This window comes from Bifidobacterium psychraerophilum, from assembly GCF_000741705.1.
GTDB lineage: Bacteria > Actinomycetota > Actinomycetes > Actinomycetales > Bifidobacteriaceae > Bombiscardovia > Bombiscardovia psychraerophila.
The window spans coordinates 135,245-159,735 of record NZ_JGZI01000010.1; the positions used below are offsets into that span (position 1 = coordinate 135,245).

The following is a 24,491-nucleotide window of genomic DNA, read 5'->3' on the forward strand; positions in this document are numbered from 1 at the left end:
AAATTAAATGTGCCCGGTTCTACACACTGTTATCTATGATAGATGCTTTTTGCCCGCTTACATGCATATTTGCTTAATATCCGGGCTATTTTCTTGTGAGGCTTAACGCGCCTACACCCACTCATCCGGCTCTATACCCTGCGGTCCCACATAGCCGCCATTCGGCACGTACGAGGGGTGTCCAAGATCCTCCAAAACGGCGTCCGCGAACATGGACACATTCTGTCCAAAAGTCCAATCCCCATGGATCGTCACCGAATTGGCCGCAGCCAACGAGGGCACCGAATACGGGAAGCGTTCGTTGAAGTCACCGATGTTCTTGTAGTAGTGCTCATCGAGCTCCACATTCGGGAACATGTAGTTCCCGTCCTCCATCTCGTAGGAATCGGTGAGATGAAAACGATCGGAACGCATGATGAAGAGATCGTCGGTTGTTTTGACGGGCAGGAAACGCATGCGGTCCACCTCTATGCATGACGCGTCGTCGAAGAGGCTGATCGCCGCACCCATCGCCGTTTCGAGCTGGATGACCTTCGCGGTCTCCCCATTGCTGGGATCTACGGTCTTCTCATTGCAGATCACCGGGAGCGGAAGCACCCCGTCGTATTCATCGAGTTTCTGCTTGAGGGCGTCAACGCGGACCCAGATGCTGTTGGTGTTGAAGAAGGGATGCTTTTTGATGTTCGTCGCCGCACGTTTGTCTTCCGAACGGACCTGGCTCATCTCACGCAGGAGCAGCCTGCCCGACTCCTTGTCGACGACGATGTGACCGCCCTTGCGATCGGCATTGGTTCGCTTCGATACCTCCACCATGAATGAGGATCCGGATTCCGCGAAATGGCCTGCCAATGTCCGCGAGGGGCGTGCGCCGAGATTGTCCGAATTCGAGATGAAGAGGTATTCGATGCCGTGTTCGAGCAGGGTGTCCAGCAATCCCGATTCGTGAATGGTCGAGAAGACGTCGCCGTGTCCCGGTGGGCACCATTCGAGTTCGCGGTCGTCCGGGAAGTCGACGGGTTCTCCGCTATCGGCGAGGATCTTCGGCTCGACGTGCTGGATGATTTCGACGGGGATGTCGTGCTGCTCGAAGGCCTTCGTCTTGCTGAGGACGCGCTTGGTGTCTTCCGACGTACGGAATGAATTCATGAAGATCAGCGGCAGCTGCACATCAAGACGTTTCCTCGCCGTGATGACCTGACCGAGAATGATGTCGAGGAAGCGCATCTGACGGGCTTTGTGACGACGGACCGGCAGCAGTGATTTCGCGCCTTCAAGCCCCATCGACGTGCCCAATCCCCCGTTGAGCTTCAGGAAGGCCGTTTTGGAGAAGGCCTCGAGGGCCTTGTCCGGGTCGATCTGTTCATGCACCTCACGCACCGAGGGGATATCGTGCAGCGCCTTGACGTTGCTCTCGCGTATCGAATCATCCGACTCATCATGTTTCCATGCTTCGAACAGCCGCTCAAATTGCGATATCGCAACTTCGCTCATTTCACGTTCGCGCATTTTGGCTGCAGATTTCTCAAATACAGCGTCGCCCATGATCGGTCTCCTTCCAGACACAATATTCACCAGTCTAGCGGTTTGTATGGTGGTGTCGAGGAAGGACGTGGCCGCATCGCCGCCGGCCATCGATAACCCATCCCCCGTGCAAGCCGGATTATCAAAAATCCATATCTTGTGCTACCTTATCTCTTCGGTGCTTAGTTGCATCGTCGGGCCATAGCGCAGCTTGGTAGCGCACTTGACTGGGGGTCAAGGGGTCGCGAGTTCAAATCTCGCTGGCCCGACTAGAACGGCCGTTGTTCGTGAACGAGCGACGGATGCGGTTGAATCGCTGACTCGCCCTACGCCTTATGGCGGGGGCGAGTTCTTGTATCTCAGGGTCTTCGGATCGGAGCGCCACGGCATCGTTATGTTCCAACGCCCGGGTTTCACCGATGGCGATCGGGCGAGGATCGGTGCGATGCATGCGGAGGGTATGATACTTCGTCAGGTTGTGACATCGGACGCATAGGAACGGATGCAAAGGAAACACGTATGCAGGCATGGACGATCGACCCGGGCGCATTGGGTGGCCTCTCCTTACAAGACACTCAGGAGCCCGCACCTCAGGCTCATGAACTCCTCGTACAGGTCGAGGCATTCGCCCCGAACCCCGGCGATCTGGCCGCACTCTCGGGGCAAGCGGCAGGATCCATCCCCGGTTGGGATGGCAGCGGAACCGTCATCGCACCCGCAGCCGATGGGACGGGTCCGAGGGCCGGTGACCATGTGCTGTTCCTCGGACTCGCCGCCCAAGGCTGGGCACAGCGCAGAGCCGTGCCGGTGGCGATGACGGCCGTCGCGCCACCGGAGGCGAGCTGGGAACATCTCGCGACGCTCCCTGTTCCTGCCACAAGCGCCCTGCGGGCCTTGCGCAAGCTCGCTTCGATACTGGGACGTCGCATTATGATCGTCGGCGCGGGCAGTGCGGTCGGTCGTATCGCGGTCCAGCTGGCGGCGCGTGCCGGCGCGCATGTCATCGCCGTCGCCCGTGACGAAGGCCAGCACCAGGAATTGCGTCGACTCGGCGCGGATGAAGTGCATTCGACGCTTGCCACGGTGACCACGCGTGTGCACGGAGCGATCGATCTGATCGGCGGACAGCATCTGGTGGACGCCTATGCCCTGCTGGAAGCGGGGTCGACTGTTATCGCGCTCGGGCATGCGGCCGGTGCGGACGAGCACTTCCCGTACGGCGCCTTCGTATCGGATACGACAACTGCGAATCGATCGATCACAAGCTTCTTCCTCGGTTCAGAAACGGATCTGTCTGCCGAGATGGCGTATCTTGCCGCTGATTCGAGTCTGGATGTCGGCGCTCTTGACGTCAGGTCATGGACGCGACTCGCTGAATGGGTCGCGCAGGGCGCCCCGCGTACGAGCGGACGTCCGGTGTTCCGGGTTGAGCGTAGCAAGTAGCGAGACACCCAAGCACTCATCGACGATAAGCGCTTCATACGCCAATGTGGGTGGGGTCCCGTGACCGGCACGGGACCCCACCCACACGGTCCTGATCCTAGGGTGTGACCCTTATCGTTGTGCTTTCCTGCGTAGCTTCACCGTCACCACACCCACACCTGCGCAGATCAGTGCGAGCGCGGCCACGCCTGCGAGCGCCGAACCGCTCCGGGCCAATCCGGCGACTCCATCCCTTGCCGCGGTATCCCCATCACCCGTCTGTGCACCGCCGTTGCCGGTGCCGGAGGCATCGTTACCGTCCGTGCCGTTGCCACCTGTGCCATTGCCACCGGTGCCGCCGTCATCCGTATCGCCTTTGGATCTCACAAGCGAGTCCATCGCGGCGGCAAGGGCCTTCTCGGCATCGTCGACCTGCTGTTGGGAGGCCCCATCATCCGCATACACATCCTGGGCCGCGGCCAGTGCCGCGCTGAAGGCCTTCCACGTGGTAGCGGTGTAATCCTTCGCACTGAGCTGCCGTGCGGAGCGGATCGTCTGCGACAATGCTGTTTTGTCAACGCTGACATCGTCGGAGACCACGTTCACCTTGAATGAGACGCTTGCGGATGCGAGTTCCTCGGAGGAATCCATGTCGAATACGGGCATGCCGTCCGCGGCCCAATGGACGCGGCGCACGAAGGTGTCCCTTCCCGAATAGTTGCGGTACCCCTCGCTTTGGTTCGCATAGGCGTGGAAGACGTATATCTGATTGCCGTCCTCGTCTTCGCTCCACATGCCGTGCCCGGTGCCCAATTGCCAGCTGCCGTTGAATATACCTGATTTCTGAATCGGATAATTGAGATTCGACCAGCTGGATGGATCCGTCAGATCGGTGTTGCCTGAAGCGTCGGCGACGGCCAATCCCGTGGTATATGTTTTACCGACCGAGGACCCTGAATACATCAGATACAGTTTCCCGTCGCGCGTCGTGACATTCGGGCCTTCGGCGATGGTGACGTTCCACGCGTATTCCGGTGCCACGATGCGCACCGGCGTTGAGGTGATATGGGAGGGGTCGGAAGGATCCATGGTCGCGATATACGTCGCCCCCAGTTGCTGCCAGGCATAGTAGGACTGCCCCTGTTCATCCTGGAAGTAGGTCATATCGAGTGACATACCCACACTGCCGTTCGCCGCGGTGGCCAATGCGCTGCCATCGCTTCGTGTGATTGGATGCGGGGTATCCCAATTGGCGGCCTGGGTTGGGTCCAGGTCGTTGCCGTTCGCATCCTGCTTCAGCTGCATGTAGACGGATTTCCCGTTCGACCAGGTACTGCCGTACCCGGCCATGAAGAGGATCGTCAGACGTCCGTCGATTTCGTGGATCTCCGGGGCCCAGAAACTGTGCATAATCGAATTGCCATCGCTGTCCTTGGCGCCGGCGGAGAGCAGGATGTTCTCCTTCGGGTTGTAACCATTGCTGGCGACCAGACCACTGGCCTCGCCCGGTGTGTCAGCCAGAGCCTCGATGCTGTCCGCCATGCGGAAGGGCATATGAGGGGTGCCCCGCTGCCAGGTCACATCACCGTAGATGTCATTGGTGGCTATCATCAGATACTTGATTTCGGTGACGTCCTTGCCATCGACCTGATGTTTCCAGTTCCACTTGTACACCGACGGGTCGGCGCGCTCCTCCGCGAAGGGGACCTTGTATGATGTCTGCTTCACGGTTCCGCTCACCGTGTATTCGCCGACCTTCGTCAGATCGACGTCGGATGTGTCCCATGATTCGATGGGCAGTGATCCTGTCGAACCATCGGAATACGTCAATTCGGCCTTTGCGGGCAGCTGCAGGGCATCCACCGAGGAGTTCCGCTTCACCGTGATGTCGGAGAGGTTGCTCACCCCGGTGTTCTGCGAGCGTCCGAAACGGACGTCCAAAGCGCTCGCCGTCTCCTCGTCGATCGGGATTGTCGATCCCGCCCGGAAGTCCTCGATGCCACCTGCGGTATCGGCATCCATGATTCCCAGGGTCGAGAATTCCCCGACGAGCACCTCGCCGTGCTGCGAATCGGCATCGATCAGCTGCTCGAATGTGGTGTATTTGGATACGCCATTGTCATCGGACCAGCCGACCAGATAGCGTGTGGAGGCTGAGTCGTAGACGGCATAGGGATGATTTACGCCGTTCGTCTCCCCGACGTCAATGATGCCGGCCGAATTCGGATCCTCGTGGTAGCTGAGCAGATCGTCGGATGTGGCCAGAAGAATGCTGTTTCTGGCATCGGCGGTATCCGTGCCTCGTTTGGTGCGCACCGACACGATGCCATAGGATCCGTCCGCCATGTACAGCACCGAGGGGTCCTTGAGGCTCCGTGCGTAATCGACCGTATTCATATTCAATGGTTGCGATGCATAGCCGAGGGGGAAGAAAATTCCATAGTTCTCGTTCAGGGTGGTGAAAGCGGCATCATCGTCATCCTTCAATGCCAGATGCATGCTATGCGCCACATCACCATTGTTGGCCTCATCCACCGATGTGGCATTCCTGTCGTACGCGGCAAGGGTCTGTGCCTTCGAAGCCGGCAACACCTGTACCCTGAAGGTCTTCTGTACCGGGGACGCGGCCCCCGCCTTGCTGATCGTCGCCGTGACGCTACCGCTTGTCCGCTCCTCCCCTGCGATGCTCAGTCTGCCATCTTCGGAAACAGTGATTCCATCCGAGGCGGTGAAGGACACCTCGGTGCCGTTGATCGCGGAGGGCAGGCTGGTGCCTGATTCGAGGACCGTCGGGATCACATATCCGGTGGCGGCATCCGCAAGCAGCTCCTCAGTGGATTTGTCACTCGCTTTGACGGTGATGGTGTAGCTTCTGCTGGAGCTCAGACCGCGTGTCACGGTGGTGGCCGTCAATGTCACCGTCCGGTCATCCTCGCCCTTGGCGGGTTGGTTGACGACACCCTGATTCGTGATGATCGATTCATCACTTGAGGTCCACGTTACCGCGCCACCTTCGCTTGGCAGGGCGATGTAGCTCGCATTCACGGTCTGATCGGCGAAATCGAGTCCATCGATAACCGCATTGGCGATCTCATCTTCATGGATGCGGGCATCGTCGTCGCTTATCGATGCGATCTCTTCCGCGCTCAGCGCCGTATCGTATATGCGCATGGTCGAGACGGCCCCCTTGAAGTTGTTGTCCGGCCAGGGTGCGCGTCCGATGGTGTTGAGACTCTGGTCGGCCACATGTGAAGGGTCGGCGGGAACGGTTCCTGCCGCCACCGCTTCGCCGTCTATGTAGAGTTTCGCACTTTTGGTGGAACCGTCGATGGTGGCGGTGACCGACAGCCACTGATTGGCTTTCGCGGTGCAGGAAGCGGATTGCACGAGGGTTTCGACCGCGGATGATTTGATGCCGACCAGGGGCCTGCGGTTGGATCCGCAGTTCAAGGATGCGAAGAAATACTCGGTGTTGGGCGATGAGTTGCCGATATTCCACAGGAAGTGGAAGGCACTGAGCATGGATGGGTCGGCTTTCACCTCGATCTGTACGGTGGCCGAGCTGCTGCCTGCGAGCAGATCGGAGGGCAGCTTGACCCAACTGCCTGAGCCATCCTTCGAACCTCCTGTCAGGGTCAGGGCCTTGTCGGACCACAGGCTGTCGCTGGGATTCTGGACTTCGGCGGCGCCGACCTCGCTCGCGCTCGCGGTGTTGTCGACGGTTATGCCGTCATCCGGTTTGTTCTCGAATGAGTATTCGGCCACGAGTCCGTCTGCCGGCACCGTCGTTTCCGCCAATGCGGAGGAAGGGAGCATCATCACCCCCGCGAAGGTCACCGGTATGGCCGTAAGCACGGCCAGTAGTTTGTTCACATGCTTCATTGCACTCCTATTCAGTGGTGTCGGATGCGCGATTATCTGGGCATCCTTTAGGTTCATTGCTGTTCGGATGAGGAAGGGGGCGACGTGCGCCTGTGCTTGACGAGGTGGCGCAGCATCAGTGACACGGCGGCTGCAAGGAGCAGCAGAGCGGCGGTGCGGATGGGTGGACCGCTTGCCGCACCGGTCGACGCCAAGGTCTTGTCACTGATGACGCTCCGCGTATCCTTCCCATTGCCCGCGGCATCACCTTCCGTCTGCTTGGATTCCCCCGTCGCATCCGGATCCTCGCTGCCGCTGCCGTCATTCCCGCCGTTGTTTCCACCGTCATCGTCGCCGTCGTTGTCGCCGTCATCGGTGCCCTCGCCGTCGTCCTGTGACACCACGACTTCGGCACTGACCGTGATGGCTGTCGAGCTGTACAGTGGGCGGTCCGTGGCCTGGGCCGCGAAGCCACCGGAGAGGCTCCATGAATTCGCGGTATTCGCACCGCTGTTGATCAGGAGCTCCGTATCACTTCTGCTGCGTCCGGTGGAATCGGTCCATGACCAATGGTTGAGATTCGCACCTATGCTTCGGACGGTTCCGGAAACCGTATATCTTCCATCACGCGAGGTGTCGACGCCGGAGACATCCCAGCTGACCTCACTGTCGGCGGTGCCGAAATCATGGTTCAGGCTGACCTGCTGTGTTTTCGGAAGTGCGGAGACAAGCTGCTCCGCGGAGGCTCCTCTGGGAACCTTCACCGTCTCCTTGACGTTCAGATCGGCGTTCTGGCTTGGTGAGGCATCGGCTGCGCGAATCGCGTCATAGCCGGACTTGGTCAGTGGAACGATGCCACCATGCTTGGTGCCTGATCTCAGCACGAAATCCGATGAATCCAGATACTGCCATGCATCCTCGGCGTCGAGATCGCTCGCGACCATCGGACGGTAGCCGGGTGTGGGGAAATTGTCCACATACAGATACCACTTGTCCTCGCCGTTGACCTTGAAACTCGCGGCGCCTTCGACCGAACCGTATGCGCTGCCGATGCCCTGCTGCGTCGTCCTCCAGTCGACGTTATTGGCTGCCCGCCACCAGTCCTGCCGATCGGTGACCTGCATGTAGATGTTCCCGCTCCCGGTGACACGATAGGTGCGCAGTCCCCCATCGGCACGTTCGCGCTGAATGATCGTGGTGTCGATGGTGGTGGTGTAACTCGTGGTCGGTACCAGAACACCGCCGAATTCGAAGCTGTCCTGGGAGAAATCGGTGGTCGACGCCCACAGCACGTTCTTCCCTCGCGGAGCATCCCCCACCTGGGCCTCAACCGACCAATACATCACGAATGCTCCGCCTTCGCAGGAGGCGTTATCAACCCCGTCATCGTTCAGGTCGCAGAAGTCGGCGACCCAGGTCGCCTCGGGCGCCCACGCCATGCCGATCTGCGAAATGGCATCGCCGGTCACCGTATCCGTCAATGTGGAGGACCGCGTCCCGCTGCTGTCCGCGGTCGTTTCCAGTGTGCTCATATCACTGAAGCTGATGAAGTCCTTGGTCTGCCATACATGAAACTTGGTGCTGTAATCATTCACCCACGCATACCAATTCGCATTGTCGCCGCCGAACACGCGCAGATCGGTTGCCAGCACGTAGTAGGTGGCATTCTCCGGGTTATACGCGATGAAGGGGTCGCGTACGCCGGTTGTGGACAGGTTATTGGCCAGCACGGGTTCTCCGGCATTGAGCGGATCCCATTGCTCGGCATTGTCGCCGCGTGAGATGTCGAAATAGATTTTCTCCGCGTATCCATTGGAATCCTCCATGAAATGAACCATGATGTATCCATATGCATCATCGCCGTCCACCGCATCAACCGTGACCTTGATGCTGGTGCTGATCGAGGGATCCCGCTGCGAACGGGCGGATATTGTCGCGGTCCCTGCCATCGATGCGGTGACCAGACCGCTTGCCGAGATGCTCGCGACCGCCGGATTATTCGATTCCCATGTCAGTTCGGGATCGGCCCCGCTCGGTGAGATCGTTGCCGATAGTTTCGCCGAAGAGCCCTCCTTGACGGTGAGCGCGCCGTCCTTGACTCCGGTGCCCTGGATGCTCAAGGATGTGGGCTGGGTTATTCCCAGTTGGGTGCCGGAAAGCGCGGCATCATATATCTTCAGATTGTCGAGCAGACCGGAATAGTACTCGCCGCTGCCCCAATTGCCCTTGCCGAATTGGAGCACTCCGCCCGAGTCGCCGAGGATCTCGCTGAGCGTATTGCCGGAGGTGTTCCGTGCGACGAATTTCCTGTCGACGTACACCGTGGAGGTCTTCCCGGAAACCACGACATCCACGTGTTTCCATGAGGTGCCGGTGGTGACGCCCGCTTCGATGGTGGCCGCATCCCCGGCTCGCCCACTGAGATAGCGTTCGACCCTGATCTTGTCGGTGTGATCGAGCACTCCGACATACGTCGGGGCGTTTCCCTCGACCTGAGCGTTCGTCGGTGCGGCGAACAGGGCCCAGGCACCGAAGCTCTGCTGTGTTTTGCTGTCGAATGAGAAGGTGACATCATCCATGCCGGCGAGGAGCGGGCTGCCGTCGTTCTTGGTGACATCGAGCCAGAAGGCACTGCCGAGTTGCGCTGCCGTGCCCTCGCCTTCCGCACCGGACACCAGTGTCTCCGTGCCCTTGATGCTCGCTTTGGCCCCGTCATAGGCATAGGCCTTATCGACTGCAGGGGTGTTGAAATCAAAGCTGGCGATCGGGCTGATGCTCGAATCCTCCGTCTGAGGTTCAGCCGAGGCGACGGTGGACGATGCCAGCCCCGTGCCCAGCGCCGCGAATGCGGTCACGCATGTCAGCAGTTTTTTGATGCTTGTCATGATCGTTCTTTCTGTGTCGTGTGCGCGATACGCTCAGGGATCCGGAACACTGCCGGTGTCAGCGGGTGTCAGCAGGCATATGCGCCATTGCAGTGGCTGGTGATATCGGTCGATGCCCGGGCTGTGGTGCAGCCGTGCCTGACCCGCGAATCACGGGATTCGATGCGGATAGGCACGGCTGCCGCCGTGATCGCCGCTACCGTATGTGCTGATCGGCGCTATCGCGTCTCATATGGGAACGGGCCAATGCGGTGGCACCGAGCGAGGTGGCGAGTATCGCGAGGATTACGATCGCGCTGACCGTCGATCCGGTGCTGGGCAGTTTCCCGCTGAGGGCGGTATGTTGTTGGCCGCCGTCCTGGCTGTTGCCGCCCTGTTTGCCATCGGACGGTACAGCTGCACCGGAGTCATCATCTCCCCCGGGCGAAGGTGTCTCCCCACCGCTTTTCTGCAAGGTCACCGTGTAGATCGCATGCCTGCTCGCATCCGATGACGTGACCGCGATGGTGATGACATGATCCGCAAGGGATATCTCCACAGTCGCGGCGGGGTCGACGGCACTGGCATGCACATCGGCTTTCGTGACCGTCGAGGGATCGGCTACGCGGACCACCGCCTTGCCTGCCTCGAGATCGGGAATGCTCACCTCCGTGCCGGATACACGCAGTGACTTGAGACGCACCTCGTCGGAAAGCCCGGTGTCGACCGGCAACACGGTCACGGTGGCGGAGACCGGCATACGGGAATCGTCATCGGCGACACCCCGGACTTCGAATGATCCGGCCTGTGCATAGGACGCCGCATCGATCTGATCCCAGCTCACTCCGGCTGAGGCTTGCGAGTCATCCGCCTTCGTCAGTGTCACGGTGTTCGGCAGGGATGCCGTGGGATCGGTGCCGACCGTGGTGCTCAGGCTGACCGCCTGCACGGATGCAACCGCGATATTCGGCGCATACGCCTCCAAGACCCGCTGATACTGCGCTCGGGTCACGGGCAGCACCGTGCCATGGCGGGGCATCCCGCCATCGGAGTTCGTCGGGAAGTTGCCTTCCGGCATCTCATTGCCGATGACGGTCCATGCGGAGGCGTCGGAGATATCCTCAGTGGCCAGCGGCACGTAATGGTTCGGGCCGCCGTGGTAGTTGGGCTGATCGGCGAAGAGATAGTACTGGTACCCGTTCACGTCATCGGCGTTCGCCTTGAATAATGAGGGTCCCTCCCCTGCGCTGAAGGTCCCGCCGTAGCCATTCGACTGCCCGTATCCGATTCTCTCCCCCATCAACGACCACTGATCGCTTGCCAGACCCGAGGTCGGATAGCTGCCCGTGATCGTGGCCAGGAGATTCGTCGATTTCTCCTGACGCAGGGTCATGGAATTCTCGTCTTTGTAGATGCGGTAATACGTGCCGTTCTCTTGCTGAACCGTGGCGTCGATGGAACCGGCACCGCTCTGTCCCCGGCGATCCACGTCGATCCAGATCTTCGCCTCCGAGAAATTCACGAAGTCATCGCTGGTGACGTACATCATCCGGTTGTAGGTCAGTGTTGTCCGCGCGGCGGTATCCGTCGTGTCGTAGAGATTCGACGCCCAATACACGACGTACTTGCCGAGTTCCTCGTCGTAGTAGGCTTCCGGTGCCCAGGTGTTGCCCGCGTATTCGGAGCTGACCTTCACATGCCGTTGATCGGACCAGGTGACCAGATCATCGGACTCCCAGATCTCGATGTACTTCGATCCATCGGCCTGGGCGCCCGCGAAACCGGACAGGCCACCGGCCGAATTCGGGCGGCCCGCGATTTTCAGGTCGGTGGCGATCATATAGAACTTGTCGCCATCCTTGGATTTGAATATGAAGGGATCGCGAAGGCCCTGCTCCCCCTGTGAGGATGTGAACAGGGGTGTTCCGGCGTTCAGAGTGTTCCAATCAAGAGCATCATTGCCTTTTGAAGCGGAAAGGCTGATTTTCTCCCCTCCCACGCCCTCTCCGGTGAAGAAGGCCCATACATAGGCCTCATCAGCCGACTCATCCGTTGGCATGGCCTGTATGGTGACCGTGAAGTCCTTGCTTGTCGTCACGTCGCCGAGTGTGGCCGTCGCCCTCAACACCAGTTGCGTGGCGTCCTTCCCTGCGGCCGGGCGGAAAACCGTGACGGTCCGTGACGAATCATTGACACCCTCCGTTATGGATGGGGATGCTTCGCCACCATCCACAACATTCCAGGTGATGAGCGAGCCGTTCACGCCTGATGTGGGTACGGAGAAATTGGTCCTCATATCGTCCGCATTCGCGATGGCGATGGCTGCGAGATCCTGCTGCACCCGTTCCGCGTCGCTGAGCCCGCGAGGTACGGTGAGTGTGTATTCCTTGCTTTGGCTGAGACCATCAACGGAGAAGGTGGCCGTCAAAGTCACCTGCTGATCGCTGTGCTGCGAGTCCGGGCGGGTCACGGTCGCCTTGCCGCCCGTAATCGAAATGGCGCTGTTATCAGAACTCCATGCGATTGTCGTTCCCGCGGACGTGGTCGGCAGCGTGAAGTCTGCGGTCACGGTCGTTGGGAGCTCCACCCCGGAGATGGCCTTGTCGAAGACCTGGGAGGAATATATGTCGGAGATCGCGTCGGCGCTCAGGGCCGAGCCGTACACCGCATAATCATCGACGTCGATTTTCGTGTTGGGATCCGGGTACGAGGATTTGCCGATATAAGCGACCAGGTCCTTGTAATTCGTCAAGCCTCCCTCCGCAATGGCATATTCACTGGATCCGACCTGTTTCCCGTTGAGGTATACGCTCATCTTGCCTGAGGAACCATCGATCACGGTGGTGTACAGGGCCAATGCCGCGGTGGATCGAGTGCCGCTGGTGGGGGCGGCCGTCGAGCCGGGTCCTGTTTCCGTGGACCAGGGACTGCTGCTGGGATTCGCCGCTGTTGCGCCGGTCATCACCGATTTGAGGTAATTGCTGGGATTGGAAGGATTCAGGAGGAAATAGCCTTTGGATGTGGAAGCGTTGCCGATATACGCGGCGGCGGTGTTGCCGCTCCCGTAATTGTTCTTCAACCACATCGACACGGTGACGTCGCTGTTTCCCGCCAAGGATGCAGTGGGCACGGTCACATACTGGCTTCCGGTCAGCATGATCCGACCGTTCTCGATGGCGGCGCTGCCGCTGATAACACCGTCGCTGTCCTCAGCCGTACCGGTGTTCCGGACTATCCCATCATCCGCCGCCGTGTCGAATGGGTAGTGGATCAACGGCTGGATGCCGGTATCCGCAGAGGCAGTGCCGAGCTGCACGGCGCCGCATGCCATCAGCAATACCGCGCTGATGGCACCCGCTGCAAGTTTTCTCACAAGTCTTGTACCACTATTACTGTTCACAAGCCCCCCTGTTCGGCCAGTGCTTCATCCGGAGCCCATGTGTGATGTCCCCGTCATGGGATGGCGATACGCCTGTGGATGATCGCTTCGAATAGCACTCGTCGCTGCTTTGTTTTGGAAATCGCCGCGCATTCAACGGTGAATGCACAGAACACTCTTGAACAATACATAGATTCAGCCCGGTCGCGTGGCGCGACCGGGCTGGGGATGTCGGGTTTCAGATAACGAATTGTGATTGTAAATCGTTCATATTCCGGGAATCCTGACCTTCCGGAACAGGGAATTTCCGTATCGGGCGGCCGGATAACAATTCGATAACAATCCAGGGAGCCGAAAGGGTTCAGCCCCAGAGCTCCTCGGAGGCCAATGCCGCGCCTTTGGCAAGCGTCTCAAGCTTGGCCCACGCGATGTGCGGGTGAACGCGCCCACCAAGACCGCAATCGGTCGAGGCGATGACGTTCTCCTTGCCGACCAGTCCGGCGAAGCGTTCGATCCGATCGGCGACCAGGCGGGGATGCTCGATGACGTTCGTGGAGTGAGTGACCACACCTGGAATGATGACTTTGCCTTCGGGCAGTTTGTGATCCTCCCAGACGCGCCATTCATGCTCATGACGGACGTTCGCCGCCTCGAAGGTGTATCCGCCCGCGTTGATCTGCAAGACCTTGTCTATGATGGCCTCAAAAGGAATGTCAGTGGTGTGGGGACCGTGCCAGCTGCCCCAGCACACGTGGAAGCGGACCAGTTCCTCGGGGATGCCTCTGAGCGCGTGATTCATCGCTTCGATGCGCGGCTGGATGAAGTTGCGATAATCCTCGATGGATGGTTCCGGGTTGATCTGGTCGAAGCCCTCGGCGATCGAAGGGTCATCGATCTGCAGTTCCAGACCGGCATCGGTTATCGCTTTGTATTCCTCGTGCAAGACATCGGCCCATGCGAAGAGCAACTCCTCGTCGCTGCTGTAGTACTCATTGCCGACTCGTGCGGCGGAACCGGGTGAGACGGCGGTGATGAAACCGGTCGGGAATCCTTCACGTCGCAATGCGGCCTGCAGATTGCGGATATCCTCGTTCACCGCATCCTGACCGATGTACGTCAGCGGTCCCACGACACTGGGATAGGCGGTTGCGGTCTTGCCTACGAGCACACCCCCGTCAGGATCGGAGTACACGTCGTGGAAACGTGTCCAATCGCGGCGATCGGGGAATGTGGTGTAGCGCAGATGCCCGGGTGTGCTTCTTACCGGGGTGGCGTCGAAGGGATCGCTTTTCGATATGCGAAGACCTGAGACCCGTTGGGAGATGTAGTTCCACCATGCCCCGTAATCGACGGAGGAACTCATCGCCTTGCCGTATTCGCCGTCATTGGGGATATCGACCCCGACTTCGCGCTGATGCCGTACAACCTCGTCCACGGCTGCCGTTTCGAGTGCGTCGAATTCCGGTGTGTGATTGAGCGTGAAACCATCTTCGGCGAATTGCCGGGCGGCATTGGCTTCGATGAGCTGTTTGCTGCGGGGAAGGCTTCCCGCGTGGGATACCAGTATGTGATCGTCGTTATGTAACATACATCCCACGATAGGGCTCTTTGAGCCCTCGCGCAGCATATCGGGCCACGATGCGGTACGGCGTTTTCCGGACCGTGCCGGGCCGCGTCGGATGGTTGCGCATAACGGTGAAGGCCCACCGTGCGGGGCTGTGCTCGCCATGATCGTGGCTGCCGCCTGCAGGGTGGGCCTGACTGTGTTGCAATATCAGCGTTTTTTGCGCTTCTCCCGGATATTGACCGATATCTGAACCGGTGTTCCTTCGAAACCGAACTCTTCGCGCAGGGAGCGTTCGATGAAACGACGGTATCCGTGCTCGAGGAAACCTGTGGCGAAAATCACGAATCGTGGAGGACGGTTCGAGGCCTGGGTCGCGAAGAGGATGCGCGGCTGTTTGCCTCCTCTGAGTGGATGAGGATGCGCGGCCTGGATCTTTCCGAGGAAGGCATTGAGCTTGCCGGTGGGAATACGCTGATCCCAGGATTCCAAAGCGGATCGCATCGCATCGGCCAGACGATTGGTGTGCCATCCCGTTTTGGCCGAAAGGTTCACACGCTGCGCCCAGGTGACCCGATCGAATTCGGTTTCCCAGAGTCTTTCCAGACGCTGTCTGCCGAAGGAATCGAGCAGATCCCACTTGTTGAAGATCAGGACGATGGCACGGCCCGCATCAACGGCCTGGCTCATGACCTTGAGATCCTGATCGGAAATCGGCTGTGAGGTATCGAAGAGCACCAGCACCAGTTCCGAGCGTTCGATCGCGGCCTGCGTGCGCAGACTGGAATAGTAATCCGCTCCCGAAACCTTGTGCAGACGGCGTTTGATGCCGGCCGTATCGACGAAGAGCCAATCCTCGCCATCGACATCGACCACCTCGTCAACGGGATCGCGCGTGGTGCCGGCAAGATCGTTGACCACCGATCTTTCCTCATGCGCCAGCTGGTTCAGCAAGGAGGATTTGCCCACATTCGGACGTCCGACAAGCGCCACCCGTCGCAGACCGGTCGGCGTGAGAAAGCCCGAGGTCTTCTTCGCGGATGCCAGGCAGTCCATCGAAGCGTCGAGCAGCTCTCCTATGCCGCGCCCATGCATGGCCGAAATGGCATAGGGCTCCCCCATCCCGAGTTTCCAGAACTCGGCGGCCATGTACTCGCCGGTGCTGTCATCCACCTTGTTGACGGCGAGCAGGGTGGGTTTGCCGGAGGCACGGAGCATGCGCACGATGTTCTCGTCGCTTGCCGTCATGCCGACCTGTCCATCGACCACCAGCACGACCGCATCCGCGAGGGAAACGGCAACCTGTGCCTGGGATGCGATGGCCGATTCGATGCCTTCGACATCGGATTCCCAGCCACCGGTGTCCACCAGACGGAAATCATGTCCCGACCATTCGGCGTCGTAACCGACACGGTCGCGCGTCACCCCGGGGGTGTCCTCGACCACGGCCGCACGACGGCCCAGGATTCGATTGACCAAGGTCGATTTTCCGACATTGGGGCGGCCCACGACGGCGAGCACACCTACCTGTTTGGCGGCGTACCGGTCCCCGTCCATGACGGAGCCATCGGCTTCAAGCAGGTTGCGGTCCTCATCCTCAAGCTCATAGCCTTCGAGATTCGCCGCGTATTCCTCGTATGAACGCCTTTCCACCGCGTCCTCGACCAGTGAGACCAGTGCCGCGAGGGTCTGGTCGAAATCCATATCCGAGTTGTCGACGGTGGTCACGCCCTCCGCGGCACTCAGAAAGCTGGTCACCTTCGAGTCGGCCTTATCGCGTGCCTCGACGTCATCGCCTCCGACGCCCGTCGCGCTCTGACCGGCTCTGCGGGCCGCCCTGATCTCCTCACGGGCGGTGAGCAATACCCGCACATCGGCCTTCGGCGCCACGACTGTGGTGATATCCCGGCCTTCGGCGACGATCCCGGCACCCTCGGAATACGAGTCCTTCGAGGATTCGCCGGCGATGTATGCACGCTGGGCCGCGATCAGCACATTGCGGACGGGTATGATGCTGGATACCACGGAAACATGTGATGAGACCTCATGGTCCCGTATCAGCATCGTGATGTCCTTGCCGTCCGCCAGAACCGTGGGATTGTCGGGATTCAACCCGATATCGAAATGCCCTTCGGTGAAGAACGCGCCGACGGTTTCGGTGATGAGCTGCTCGTCCGGATGCTCGGCGTCCAGATCGATGCCCCGCTCAAGGCACCACCATGCGCAGGCCCTGTACATGGCACCGGTGTCGAGGTAGGCGAATCCGAAATGTTTGGCAAGCGCTTTGGATGTGGTCGATTTGCCGACGCCGGCAGGACCATCGATGGCGACCGTGATCACAGACCCACCTCCTTCTCCAGGGACTTCACCTCTACGGATGAAAGCACCCGGTATGCACCCGGCTTGACGTCACCGAGCTTGATGGGGCCGATCTGCGTGCGGACGAGTCGCTTCACCGGGAAACCGACGGCTCCGAAGAGTCTGCGCACTATGCGGTTCTTGCCGGAGTGCAACACCACCTTGACGATGGTGTGTTCTCGGCTCTGGTCGATGATCGCGCAATGATCCAGTGTGATCTGGCCATCATCCAGGTGCACGCCCTGGGTGACCAGCCTGCGGCACACGTTGCCGCCGATCTTGCCTTCCAAGGTGGCGATATAGGTTTTGGCGACCTCGTATTTGGGATGCATGACGTGCTGCGAGAGCTCGCCGTCATCGGTCATCAGGATCAGGCCCTCCGAGTCGTAATCCAGACGTCCCATATGGAATACCCGCTCGTACTTGTCACCGATGATATCCCTGAGGGTGAAGCGTCCTTTGGGGTCGTCCATCGTCGACAGGACCTTCTTCGGCTTGTTCAACGCCAAGGTCACGTGACGATTGTTGATGTGTATGCGCGAACCGTCCACCCTGATCTTCTGGCTACCGGGATCGACACGTGAGCCGAGCTCGGTCACGAGCTCCCCATCGACCTCGACCCGGCCCTCGGTGATGATCTGCTCGCATTTGCGACGGGAACCGAATCCTGCCTGAGCCAGAACCTTCTGCAGACGTATGGCATGTGCTGAATCTTCATGCGCCTTCGTGGCGCGAGAATATGAATGAGGCATCGTTCTCCCAACGTGGCCGTATACAGCTTGTATTAATTATTGTCTGATAACTATAGACTCGTTCATAGTACAGCATGACCTTCGACTGGTACTATGACAATCGTTCACAGGCTTAACAACCTCAACAGAATATAAGGACCATATCAATGACAGGTAATCAAACATCCAGCAGTGCAGTGTTGAAGAGCACGTTCTCGCCTGCGACAGCCATCAGGGTCGGAGCCGAGTTCGCCGGCACCTTCCTGGTGACCTTCGCACTCTTCGCCGTGGGAACCTGGGGACAGGTCCTCTATGGCGCAAGCGTCATGTACGTGGCACTCGCCACAGGACTCGCCTATGCTGCGGGAAGCGCTTTGTTCGGCCGTATATCCGGTGCGCATTTCAATCCTGCTGTGACGATCGCGGCCGTGTTCACCGCAAAGATCGGCTGGCTCGAAGGCCTCTTCTATGTGATCGCACAGCTTCTCGGCGCGATTGCCTCAGCGGCGATAGTCATCGGCATCCTGCCGACATCCAGCACGGTGACTTCCTCGATGTGGCTGACCTCCGCGGTCAACGGCTTCGATAAGGGTTCCGCCTCGAACAGCATGCTTTCGCAGGCGAACATCTCCTTCAACGTCACCATGGCCATCGTGCTTGAAATCGTTGCGGGTCTGATCGTCGTCGGCGCGGCCGTAAGCACCCTGCGCGACAACGGCGGCGCGGACAAGCGTCATGCCCTGTACTCGGGATTCGCATACGCGATCGCCGCAGCCATCACCTTCCCGATCACCGGTGCAGGCCTGAACCCCGCGCGTTCGACGGGTATTGCCATCTTCGCCCAGAACAAGGGTCTCAGCCAGGAGCCGCTGCAGCAGCTGTGGGTCTTCTGGATCTGCCCGATCCTCGCCGCCGCGATCGTCTCACTGGTCATCATCATCACCAATATGGTGAAGGGCAACAGTGCGCTTGCCGGTGCGGCCTATGATGTCGAATCCGACGGAGATGACGAGGATGTGGAGATCATCGGTGACGAAATCGTGTACACGAGCGAATCACCCGCAGCCACCTCGGAGGAATCCGCTGAAGAGTATGAGCAGAAGGATTCAGAGCAGCAATCTGATGCTGAAGTAGGTAACGAGGAGACCGAGGCCCAGAGCGATTCCGATGAAGGAGTCAAACGCGACTGAGCGTACCTTCCAAGGGCTGCGTTCTCGCAGCGTAAGACGTAGCACAGCAGTGCATATGGCGGCAACGGAGATGATCACCGTTGCCGCCATATGATATCCGAACCAGGCAATGATGCCACTGGCCACGACGACCATGGTAACCGACCACTCGAACAGCGGGTTGCCTTCGTGGCGTTCGGAGACGAAGGGGTGCGTGCTCTTGCGCTTCTTCATATCAGGATCTTGCGGATGTCCCATGGTCATGACTCCTTCTTGTCGATGATGATGCTGAAACGGCAACGATCGTATGCTCACGCACCCGAATTCACCAAGGCCGAGGCCCTGCCTCCGATCAGTGGAAGAAGTGGCGGGCCCCGGTGACATACATGGTCACTCCGGCCTTCTGGGCCGCCTCGAAAACGGCTTCGTCACGTATGGATCCTCCTGGCTGCACCACGGCCTTGACACCCGCGTCCGCCAGAATCTCCATGCCGTCGGGGAACGGGAAGAAGGCATCCGATGCCGCGACGGCACCCTGCGTCCGATTGGCACCATCAGCCAGGGTGTTGGCCCTGGTGACGGCCAGATGGCTGGAATCAACCCGGTTGACCTGTCCCATGCCGATGCCGACCGTGGCGCCATCATGCGCGATGAGGATGGCATTCGACTTGACCGAACGGATGGCCCTCCAAGCGAAGTTCAGATCCTTGAGCACACCGGCATCCGCCGCCTCACCCGCGACAAGCGTCCAGGTCTCGGGGGCATCGCCCGCGGCATCGATGTGATCCTGGCTCTGGACGAGCAGACCACCGTCGATCTGTCTGATCTGATCCTGGGTCCTCGGAGGCTTCGCGACCTTCAGGATGCGCAGGTTCTTCTTGCTCTGCAGCAGGGTGAGCGCATCGGCGTCATAGTCCGGAGCCACAATGACTTCGGTGAAGATCGGCTTGACCTGTTGCGCCATCTGCAGGGTCACCGTCGCATTGGCTGCGATCACACCGCCGTAGGCACTCATCGGATCGCATGCGTGGGCCTTGCGGTGGGCTTCGGCAACATCAGCGCCTATGGCGAGACCGCAGGGATTCGAATGCTTGACCACGGCCACGGCTATGGTGCCCGGGAAATCCCAAACACTGCGCCAGGCCGAGTCGGCATCCACGAAATTGTTGTAGCTCATGGGCTTTCCGCCGAGCTGTTCGGCATGGGCGAAGCCATTCCGATCCAGCGGGTCGAGATAGAGCGCCGCCTGCTGATGAGGATTCTCCCCATATCTGAGCGTGTGAGAACGGTCCCAGGTACGCGTCAGGGCCTCCGGGAAGGAGGAGTCAGAAGCAGACGAAGCATCGTCGGCAAGTGTGCCGATGCCTTCCGGTTGAGGCCACTGGGCTGCCGTCCATTCGGCGATGGTCGCATCGTAGGCGGCCGTATGCGCGAAAGCCTTGGCCGCCAGCCATCTGCGCTCATCGAGGTCGAAGCCTTCCCCTGATTCCACACGCTGTGCGGCCAGCGCATAGTCCTTCGGATCCGTGATCACGGCGACGGAGGCATGGTTCTTCGCGGCTCCCCTGACCATCGACGGGCCGCCGATGTCGATTTTCTCGATCACGGCGGCCGCATCGGCACCCGAACGTGCGGTGTCGGCAAAAGGATAGAGGTTGACGACAACCATATCGAAAGGCTTGATGCCGAGATCATCCAGTTGGGATACATGCGCCGGATTCGTCATATCGGCCAGGATTCCCGCATGCACGTGAGGATCGAGCGTTTTCACGCGACCGTCCAGGCTTTCGGGGAAGCCCGTCACCTTTTCGACCGGGGTCACCTTGACGCCGAGGCTTTGCAGAACCTTGGCGGTCGAACCGGTCGAGACCACCTCTGTTCCGGCTTTGGCGAAGGCCTCGGCCAGCACTTCGATGCCTTCCTTGTGGAATATGGACACCAGTGCCCTGTTGATCGGTCGCTTGCTGCTTGGCATTACTGTTCCTCCTTGTGGTGCGGATGGGAGTCGTTGGAGAGACTGAATGCTTCGGTCCCATTGTTATCCCCCGAAGTTCCACTGACGACCCTGCGTTGCGGCGCAGCATCGCGGGAGGATGCTTCGGAAGTCTCATCATCGGGTGCGCTCGTCGTTGAGGCTCCGTCCCTGTCGCCTGATGGCCCCTTGCCTTCGCGGGATCCATCCGAATCCCCTGCATCATCGCGCTCTTCGTTGTCTGGGCTCAGCGAGTGCGAGACATCGGCACGGCGTTTGATCTCCGCGATGAACCAGATTCCGCCGAAACGCAGGCCATAGGCCAGAAGCACCACGCCCCAGGCGATTGCAAGGCCAAGTGCCGTGGAATGTGCCAGCATACTGGTGGTATTGGCCACGTCCACACCCACATGCGCAAGCCGTTTGCTGCCCAAGGCCCCATTGGAGAGGGAGAACACGGCTGTGGAGCTGACGGTGAGGAGTATCGAGACCAGGCAGAAGGAGAGCGCGGGATAGCCGAATCTCAGCAGGTTCTTCCTGCTCAGCAGACTTCGATCCTGCTGTTCCCCGCGCCGCCATACGTGGAAGGCGTGTGGGTGCAGCATGGCAAGCAGTGCGAGGATGAAGGCCAGGGCGGCCGGAACGGACATGCACAGCACGCGGAGCAGATCGTTCTCAAGCGCCGAGGGCAGCAGACCGAAGACGGGAACAGGTGGAAGGTCCGTGGACTGTCCCACCCAAAGCGAGAAGTTGGCCGAGCTGCCGATGGTGAACCCGGCCCCGGAAAGCCACGATACGGCCCAGATGCAAAGGTTCGGCAGCCATGCGACGCTGGCTAGGGTCGTCATGATGCGAGAACCGGTACCCATGCCCACGAGGTCGAAGACCCGGCCCATCGTGCTGGCGTTCATCAGGGACCAGACGGCGACCGTCGCGATGCCGCATATGGCCAAGGCGACCAGCAGGCTTATCCATATTCTGATCGCGAGACGTATGGACTGGTACAAGGCGGGGGGCATCGCACGTTGGGCGCGCTCCAACAGGCTGTGCACCGTGTCGTCGCCTGGTAGCAGCGCCCACAGATATCCGAGCGAGAACACCAGGCCTATGCCCAGCAGATTCAACCATTCAGAGGTGACCAGCGTGTACCCGGTCGTGTGCAGCAGCGCTATATGGATAAGCACCCATGAAGCCAGACCGCACACATACCCGCCCCAGCTGGTACCGATCTTCAGGGCGAGTGCACGTATGAGCAGCACCAGCATGATGCTCAGCAGCAAAGGTATCAGCGTGATGAGGAAGGAGCCCGAGGTGAATCCCGCACCTTGCGAGAGGAGCAGGATCGCACTGGTCAGGCCGACGGAGAGCGAGGAAAGCGATCCTCCCTCCTCCATCGAAATCACCAGCAGCATCAAGGAGATGAAGCATCCGAGTGCAACGGCGTAAATGGCCATCGTGACGATGGTCACATACAGTCCCTTAAGCCATGTGTGGATGCGTGCGTTCATTACCGGGCGGCACCCGCCAGCACCTCGCGCATGATCTCAGCGGTCTGCCCGGGTGTCTTGCCGACGCGTATGCCCACTGCCTCCAGGGCATCCTGCTTGGCCTGCGCGGTTCCTTTGCCTCCTGAAACGATGGCTCCGGCATGACCCATCTGTCTGCCTTCGGGGGCCGTGAAACCCGCGATGTATGCGACGATGGGCTTGCTCATATGCTCCTTCGCCCAACGTGCGGCCTCCTGCTCGGCATCTCCCCCGATCTCGCCAATCAGGATGCAGGCTTTGGTGTTCTCATCCTCTTCGAAGGATTGGAGGGCTTCAAGCAATGTGGTTCCGACAATCGGATCGCCACCGACGCCCAGGCATGCGGTGAATCCGATATCCGCGAGTTCGCCCATCAGCTGATAGGTCAGCGTCCCCGATTTGGATACCAATCCGAGGGGGCCGCTGCTCACGATTTTGTCGGGGATGATTCCCAGATTCGTGCCCGCGCCATTCTGCTCATTGGGCAGGGTGATCAGACCGGGGCAGTTGGGGCCGATGATCCGAACCCCATGGCGTTGCGCAAGGGCCACGCAATAGGCTGTATCGGCCACGGGAATGCCCTCGGTGATGACCACGATCAGCTCGATCTTCGCCTGTATCGCCTCGATCATCGCGGCTTTCGCGAAGCGAGGGGGGACGAAGACGACGCTGGCCCTGGCTCCGGTCGCATCCTTTGCCTGCTGGCAGTCGGCGAATACCGGGATATCGACCTCGCCGCCATCGGCTGAGGTGAAGGCCACCGAACTCCCCGCTTTCCTGGGGTTCACCCCTGCGACGATGGGGGTGCCTGCGGCGAGCATACGTGCGGTGTGCGTCATGCCCTGATGACCGGTCATGCCTTGGACGATGACGGGCGCTTGTGCATCAATGAACAGTGGCATCAGCGGTTCTCCTTGGATGGCCAGGAGGATGAGGGGCTGAACTGCGCGGCGAGCGATGCCGCCGTCTGTGCCGCCTCCTCCATGGTTTTGGCCACATGCAGGCGGGGGTTATTCGCCTGGGAGATGGTGGACAAGCCTTCCTGCGCGGCATTGCCATCGAAACGGATCACGATCGGTTTCGCCGAATTGAGTGTCTGCAACGCCTGAAGGATGCCTTCGGCCACCAGATCGCATCTGGTGATGCCTCCGTAGATGTTGACCATCACGGAAAGCACCTGCGGGTCGGAGAGCACGATGGACAGGCTTCTGCTCATCACCTCGGCTGAGGCCCCTCCCCCGATATCGAGGAAATTCGCCGGTTTCACGCCGGTGCCCTGTTCCTCGCCCGCTCCCGATACCGCATCGAGCGAACTCATCACCAGTCCGGCCCCGTTGCCTATGACGCCGACCTGACCGTTCAGATGCACATAGTGCAGGCCGTGTTCCCTGGCCTGCTGCTCATAAGGGTCCGTCTGGATCGGGTCCTTGAAGCGCTCCCATCCGTCATGACGGAAGGCCGCATTGTCGTCCAAGGAGATCTTCGCATCCAATGCGCACAGCGTTTTCGAGGATTCGTCCTCCGGATCGCCGACTTTGGCGAGCGGATTGATCTCCACCAGGGTGGCGTCATTCTCTTTGAAGGCGCGCCACATCTTGAGCAGGATCTGTGCGGCCTGATCCACATCCGCATGGTAGAAACCGATGCTGGCGGCCATCTCGGTCGCCGCTGCGAGGTCGAAGTCCTCAAGTGCCCCTATATGAAGCCTTTTGACCGCTTCAGGATGCTCTTTGGCGATGACCTCCACTTCGGTGCCGCCATTCGCCGTCGCCAGCACATCGAAATCCCGGGAGGCGCGATCGACTGAAATCGACACGTAGTATTCGTGCAGAACGTTCTTGGCGCCAGCGACAAGAACCCCACTGCATTTATGTCCGTGGATGCTCATCGGCAGTATCTGTTCCGATGTGAGTATCGCGTCATCCCTGTTCGAGGCGAGTTTGATTCCCCCGGCCTGACCGCGATGACCGGTTTTCACCTGCGCCTTGATGACGCACGGGTATCCGATTTCATCGGCGGCAGAGGCCACCTCATGGGAGTTCTGCGCGAAAATCGCTCGCGGAGTTGCGATCCCCTGCTCCTCCAGTAGCTCACGAGCCTGGTATTCATACAAATCCATTGTGC

14 protein-coding genes and 1 tRNA gene are annotated in these 24,491 nt (G+C 59.9%); 3 read left to right on the forward strand and 12 right to left on the reverse strand.

From position 1 onward, the window contains the following. Positions 1-111 precede the first annotated feature (111 nt). Positions 112-1,542 carry a UTP--glucose-1-phosphate uridylyltransferase gene (locus BPSY_RS07825; RefSeq protein WP_033496542.1) on the reverse strand — a complete coding sequence of 477 codons (1,431 nt, stop codon included), beginning with the start codon at positions 1,540-1,542 and terminating at the stop codon, positions 112-114. A gap of 174 nt (positions 1,543-1,716) precedes the next feature. On the opposite strand from BPSY_RS07825, the gene BPSY_RS07830 reads away from it, so the two are divergent. Both BPSY_RS07830 and BPSY_RS07835 read left to right on the forward strand, forming a co-directional pair. Further along, positions 1,717-1,790 (forward strand) — tRNA-Pro (locus BPSY_RS07830). Positions 1,791-2,040: 250 nt separating this feature from the next. Next, on the forward strand, positions 2,041-2,964 hold the full coding sequence (locus BPSY_RS07835) for a zinc-binding dehydrogenase (RefSeq protein WP_051921846.1): 924 nt from the start codon (positions 2,041-2,043) through the stop codon (positions 2,962-2,964). A 111-nt stretch (positions 2,965-3,075) separates the two neighbouring features. Here the strand turns inward: BPSY_RS07835 and BPSY_RS07840 are convergent, their stop codons facing one another. The 6 genes from BPSY_RS07840 to BPSY_RS07865 form a co-directional block, all read right to left on the reverse strand. Further along, positions 3,076-6,825 (reverse strand): family 43 glycosylhydrolase, encoded by a 3,750-nt coding sequence (locus BPSY_RS07840; RefSeq protein ID WP_033496420.1) that lies wholly within the window; start codon positions 6,823-6,825, stop codon positions 3,076-3,078. 53 nt (positions 6,826-6,878) lie between these two features. Beyond that, on the reverse strand, positions 6,879-9,689 hold the full coding sequence (locus BPSY_RS11165; RefSeq protein WP_051921847.1) for a LamG-like jellyroll fold domain-containing protein: 2,811 nt from the start codon (positions 9,687-9,689) through the stop codon (positions 6,879-6,881). Positions 9,690-9,885: 196 nt separating this feature from the next. Beyond that, positions 9,886-13,041, reverse strand: coding sequence for an immunoglobulin-like domain-containing protein (locus BPSY_RS07850; protein ID WP_051921848.1), 3,156 nt, complete (start codon positions 13,039-13,041; stop codon positions 9,886-9,888). A gap of 367 nt (positions 13,042-13,408) precedes the next feature. Continuing rightward, entirely contained in the window at positions 13,409-14,635 is a 1,227-nt protein-coding gene (locus tag BPSY_RS07855) for a cobalamin-independent methionine synthase II family protein (protein WP_033496417.1), read from the reverse strand. A gap of 186 nt (positions 14,636-14,821) precedes the next feature. Beyond that, a complete protein-coding gene (gene der, locus BPSY_RS07860; protein WP_033496415.1) occupies positions 14,822-16,951 on the reverse strand; it encodes a bifunctional cytidylate kinase/GTPase Der in 2,130 nt (709 codons plus the stop codon). Then, positions 16,948-17,721: a pseudouridine synthase gene (locus tag BPSY_RS07865; RefSeq protein WP_033496413.1), complete on the reverse strand. Its 774-nt coding sequence runs from the start codon at positions 17,719-17,721 to the stop codon at positions 16,948-16,950. Before BPSY_RS07865 ends, der begins: the two co-directional genes overlap by 4 nt. A gap of 146 nt (positions 17,722-17,867) precedes the next feature. Here BPSY_RS07865 and BPSY_RS07870 point away from each other — a divergent pair, with 146 nt between their 5' ends. After that, positions 17,868-18,890: an MIP/aquaporin family protein gene (locus BPSY_RS07870; protein WP_033496412.1), complete on the forward strand. Its 1,023-nt coding sequence runs from the start codon at positions 17,868-17,870 to the stop codon at positions 18,888-18,890. On the opposite strand, the gene BPSY_RS11980 is transcribed toward BPSY_RS07870, so the two are convergent. The 5 genes from BPSY_RS11980 to sucC all read right to left on the reverse strand — a co-directional run bounded on the left by BPSY_RS11980 (position 18,807) and on the right by sucC (position 24,486). Further along, positions 18,807-19,103: a DUF3017 domain-containing protein gene (locus BPSY_RS11980; protein WP_081884421.1), complete on the reverse strand. Its 297-nt coding sequence runs from the start codon at positions 19,101-19,103 to the stop codon at positions 18,807-18,809. The genes BPSY_RS07870 and BPSY_RS11980 overlap by 84 nt on opposite strands. A 118-nt stretch (positions 19,104-19,221) precedes the next feature. After that, a complete protein-coding gene (gene purH, locus BPSY_RS07880; protein ID WP_033496408.1) occupies positions 19,222-20,844 on the reverse strand; it encodes a bifunctional phosphoribosylaminoimidazolecarboxamide formyltransferase/IMP cyclohydrolase in 1,623 nt (540 codons plus the stop codon). Beyond that, positions 20,844-22,349, reverse strand: a complete 1,506-nt coding sequence (locus tag BPSY_RS07885; protein ID WP_051921849.1) for a cell division protein PerM — start codon at positions 22,347-22,349, stop codon at positions 20,844-20,846. The genes purH and BPSY_RS07885 overlap by 1 nt, the downstream gene beginning before the upstream one ends. After that, positions 22,349-23,269, reverse strand: coding sequence for a succinate--CoA ligase subunit alpha (sucD, locus tag BPSY_RS07890; RefSeq protein WP_033496406.1), 921 nt, complete (start codon positions 23,267-23,269; stop codon positions 22,349-22,351). Before sucD ends, BPSY_RS07885 begins: the two co-directional genes overlap by 1 nt. Beyond that, positions 23,269-24,486 (reverse strand): ADP-forming succinate--CoA ligase subunit beta, encoded by a 1,218-nt coding sequence (gene sucC / locus BPSY_RS07895; protein WP_033496404.1) that lies wholly within the window; start codon positions 24,484-24,486, stop codon positions 23,269-23,271. The genes sucD and sucC overlap by 1 nt, the downstream gene beginning before the upstream one ends. Positions 24,487-24,491 lie beyond the last annotated feature (5 nt).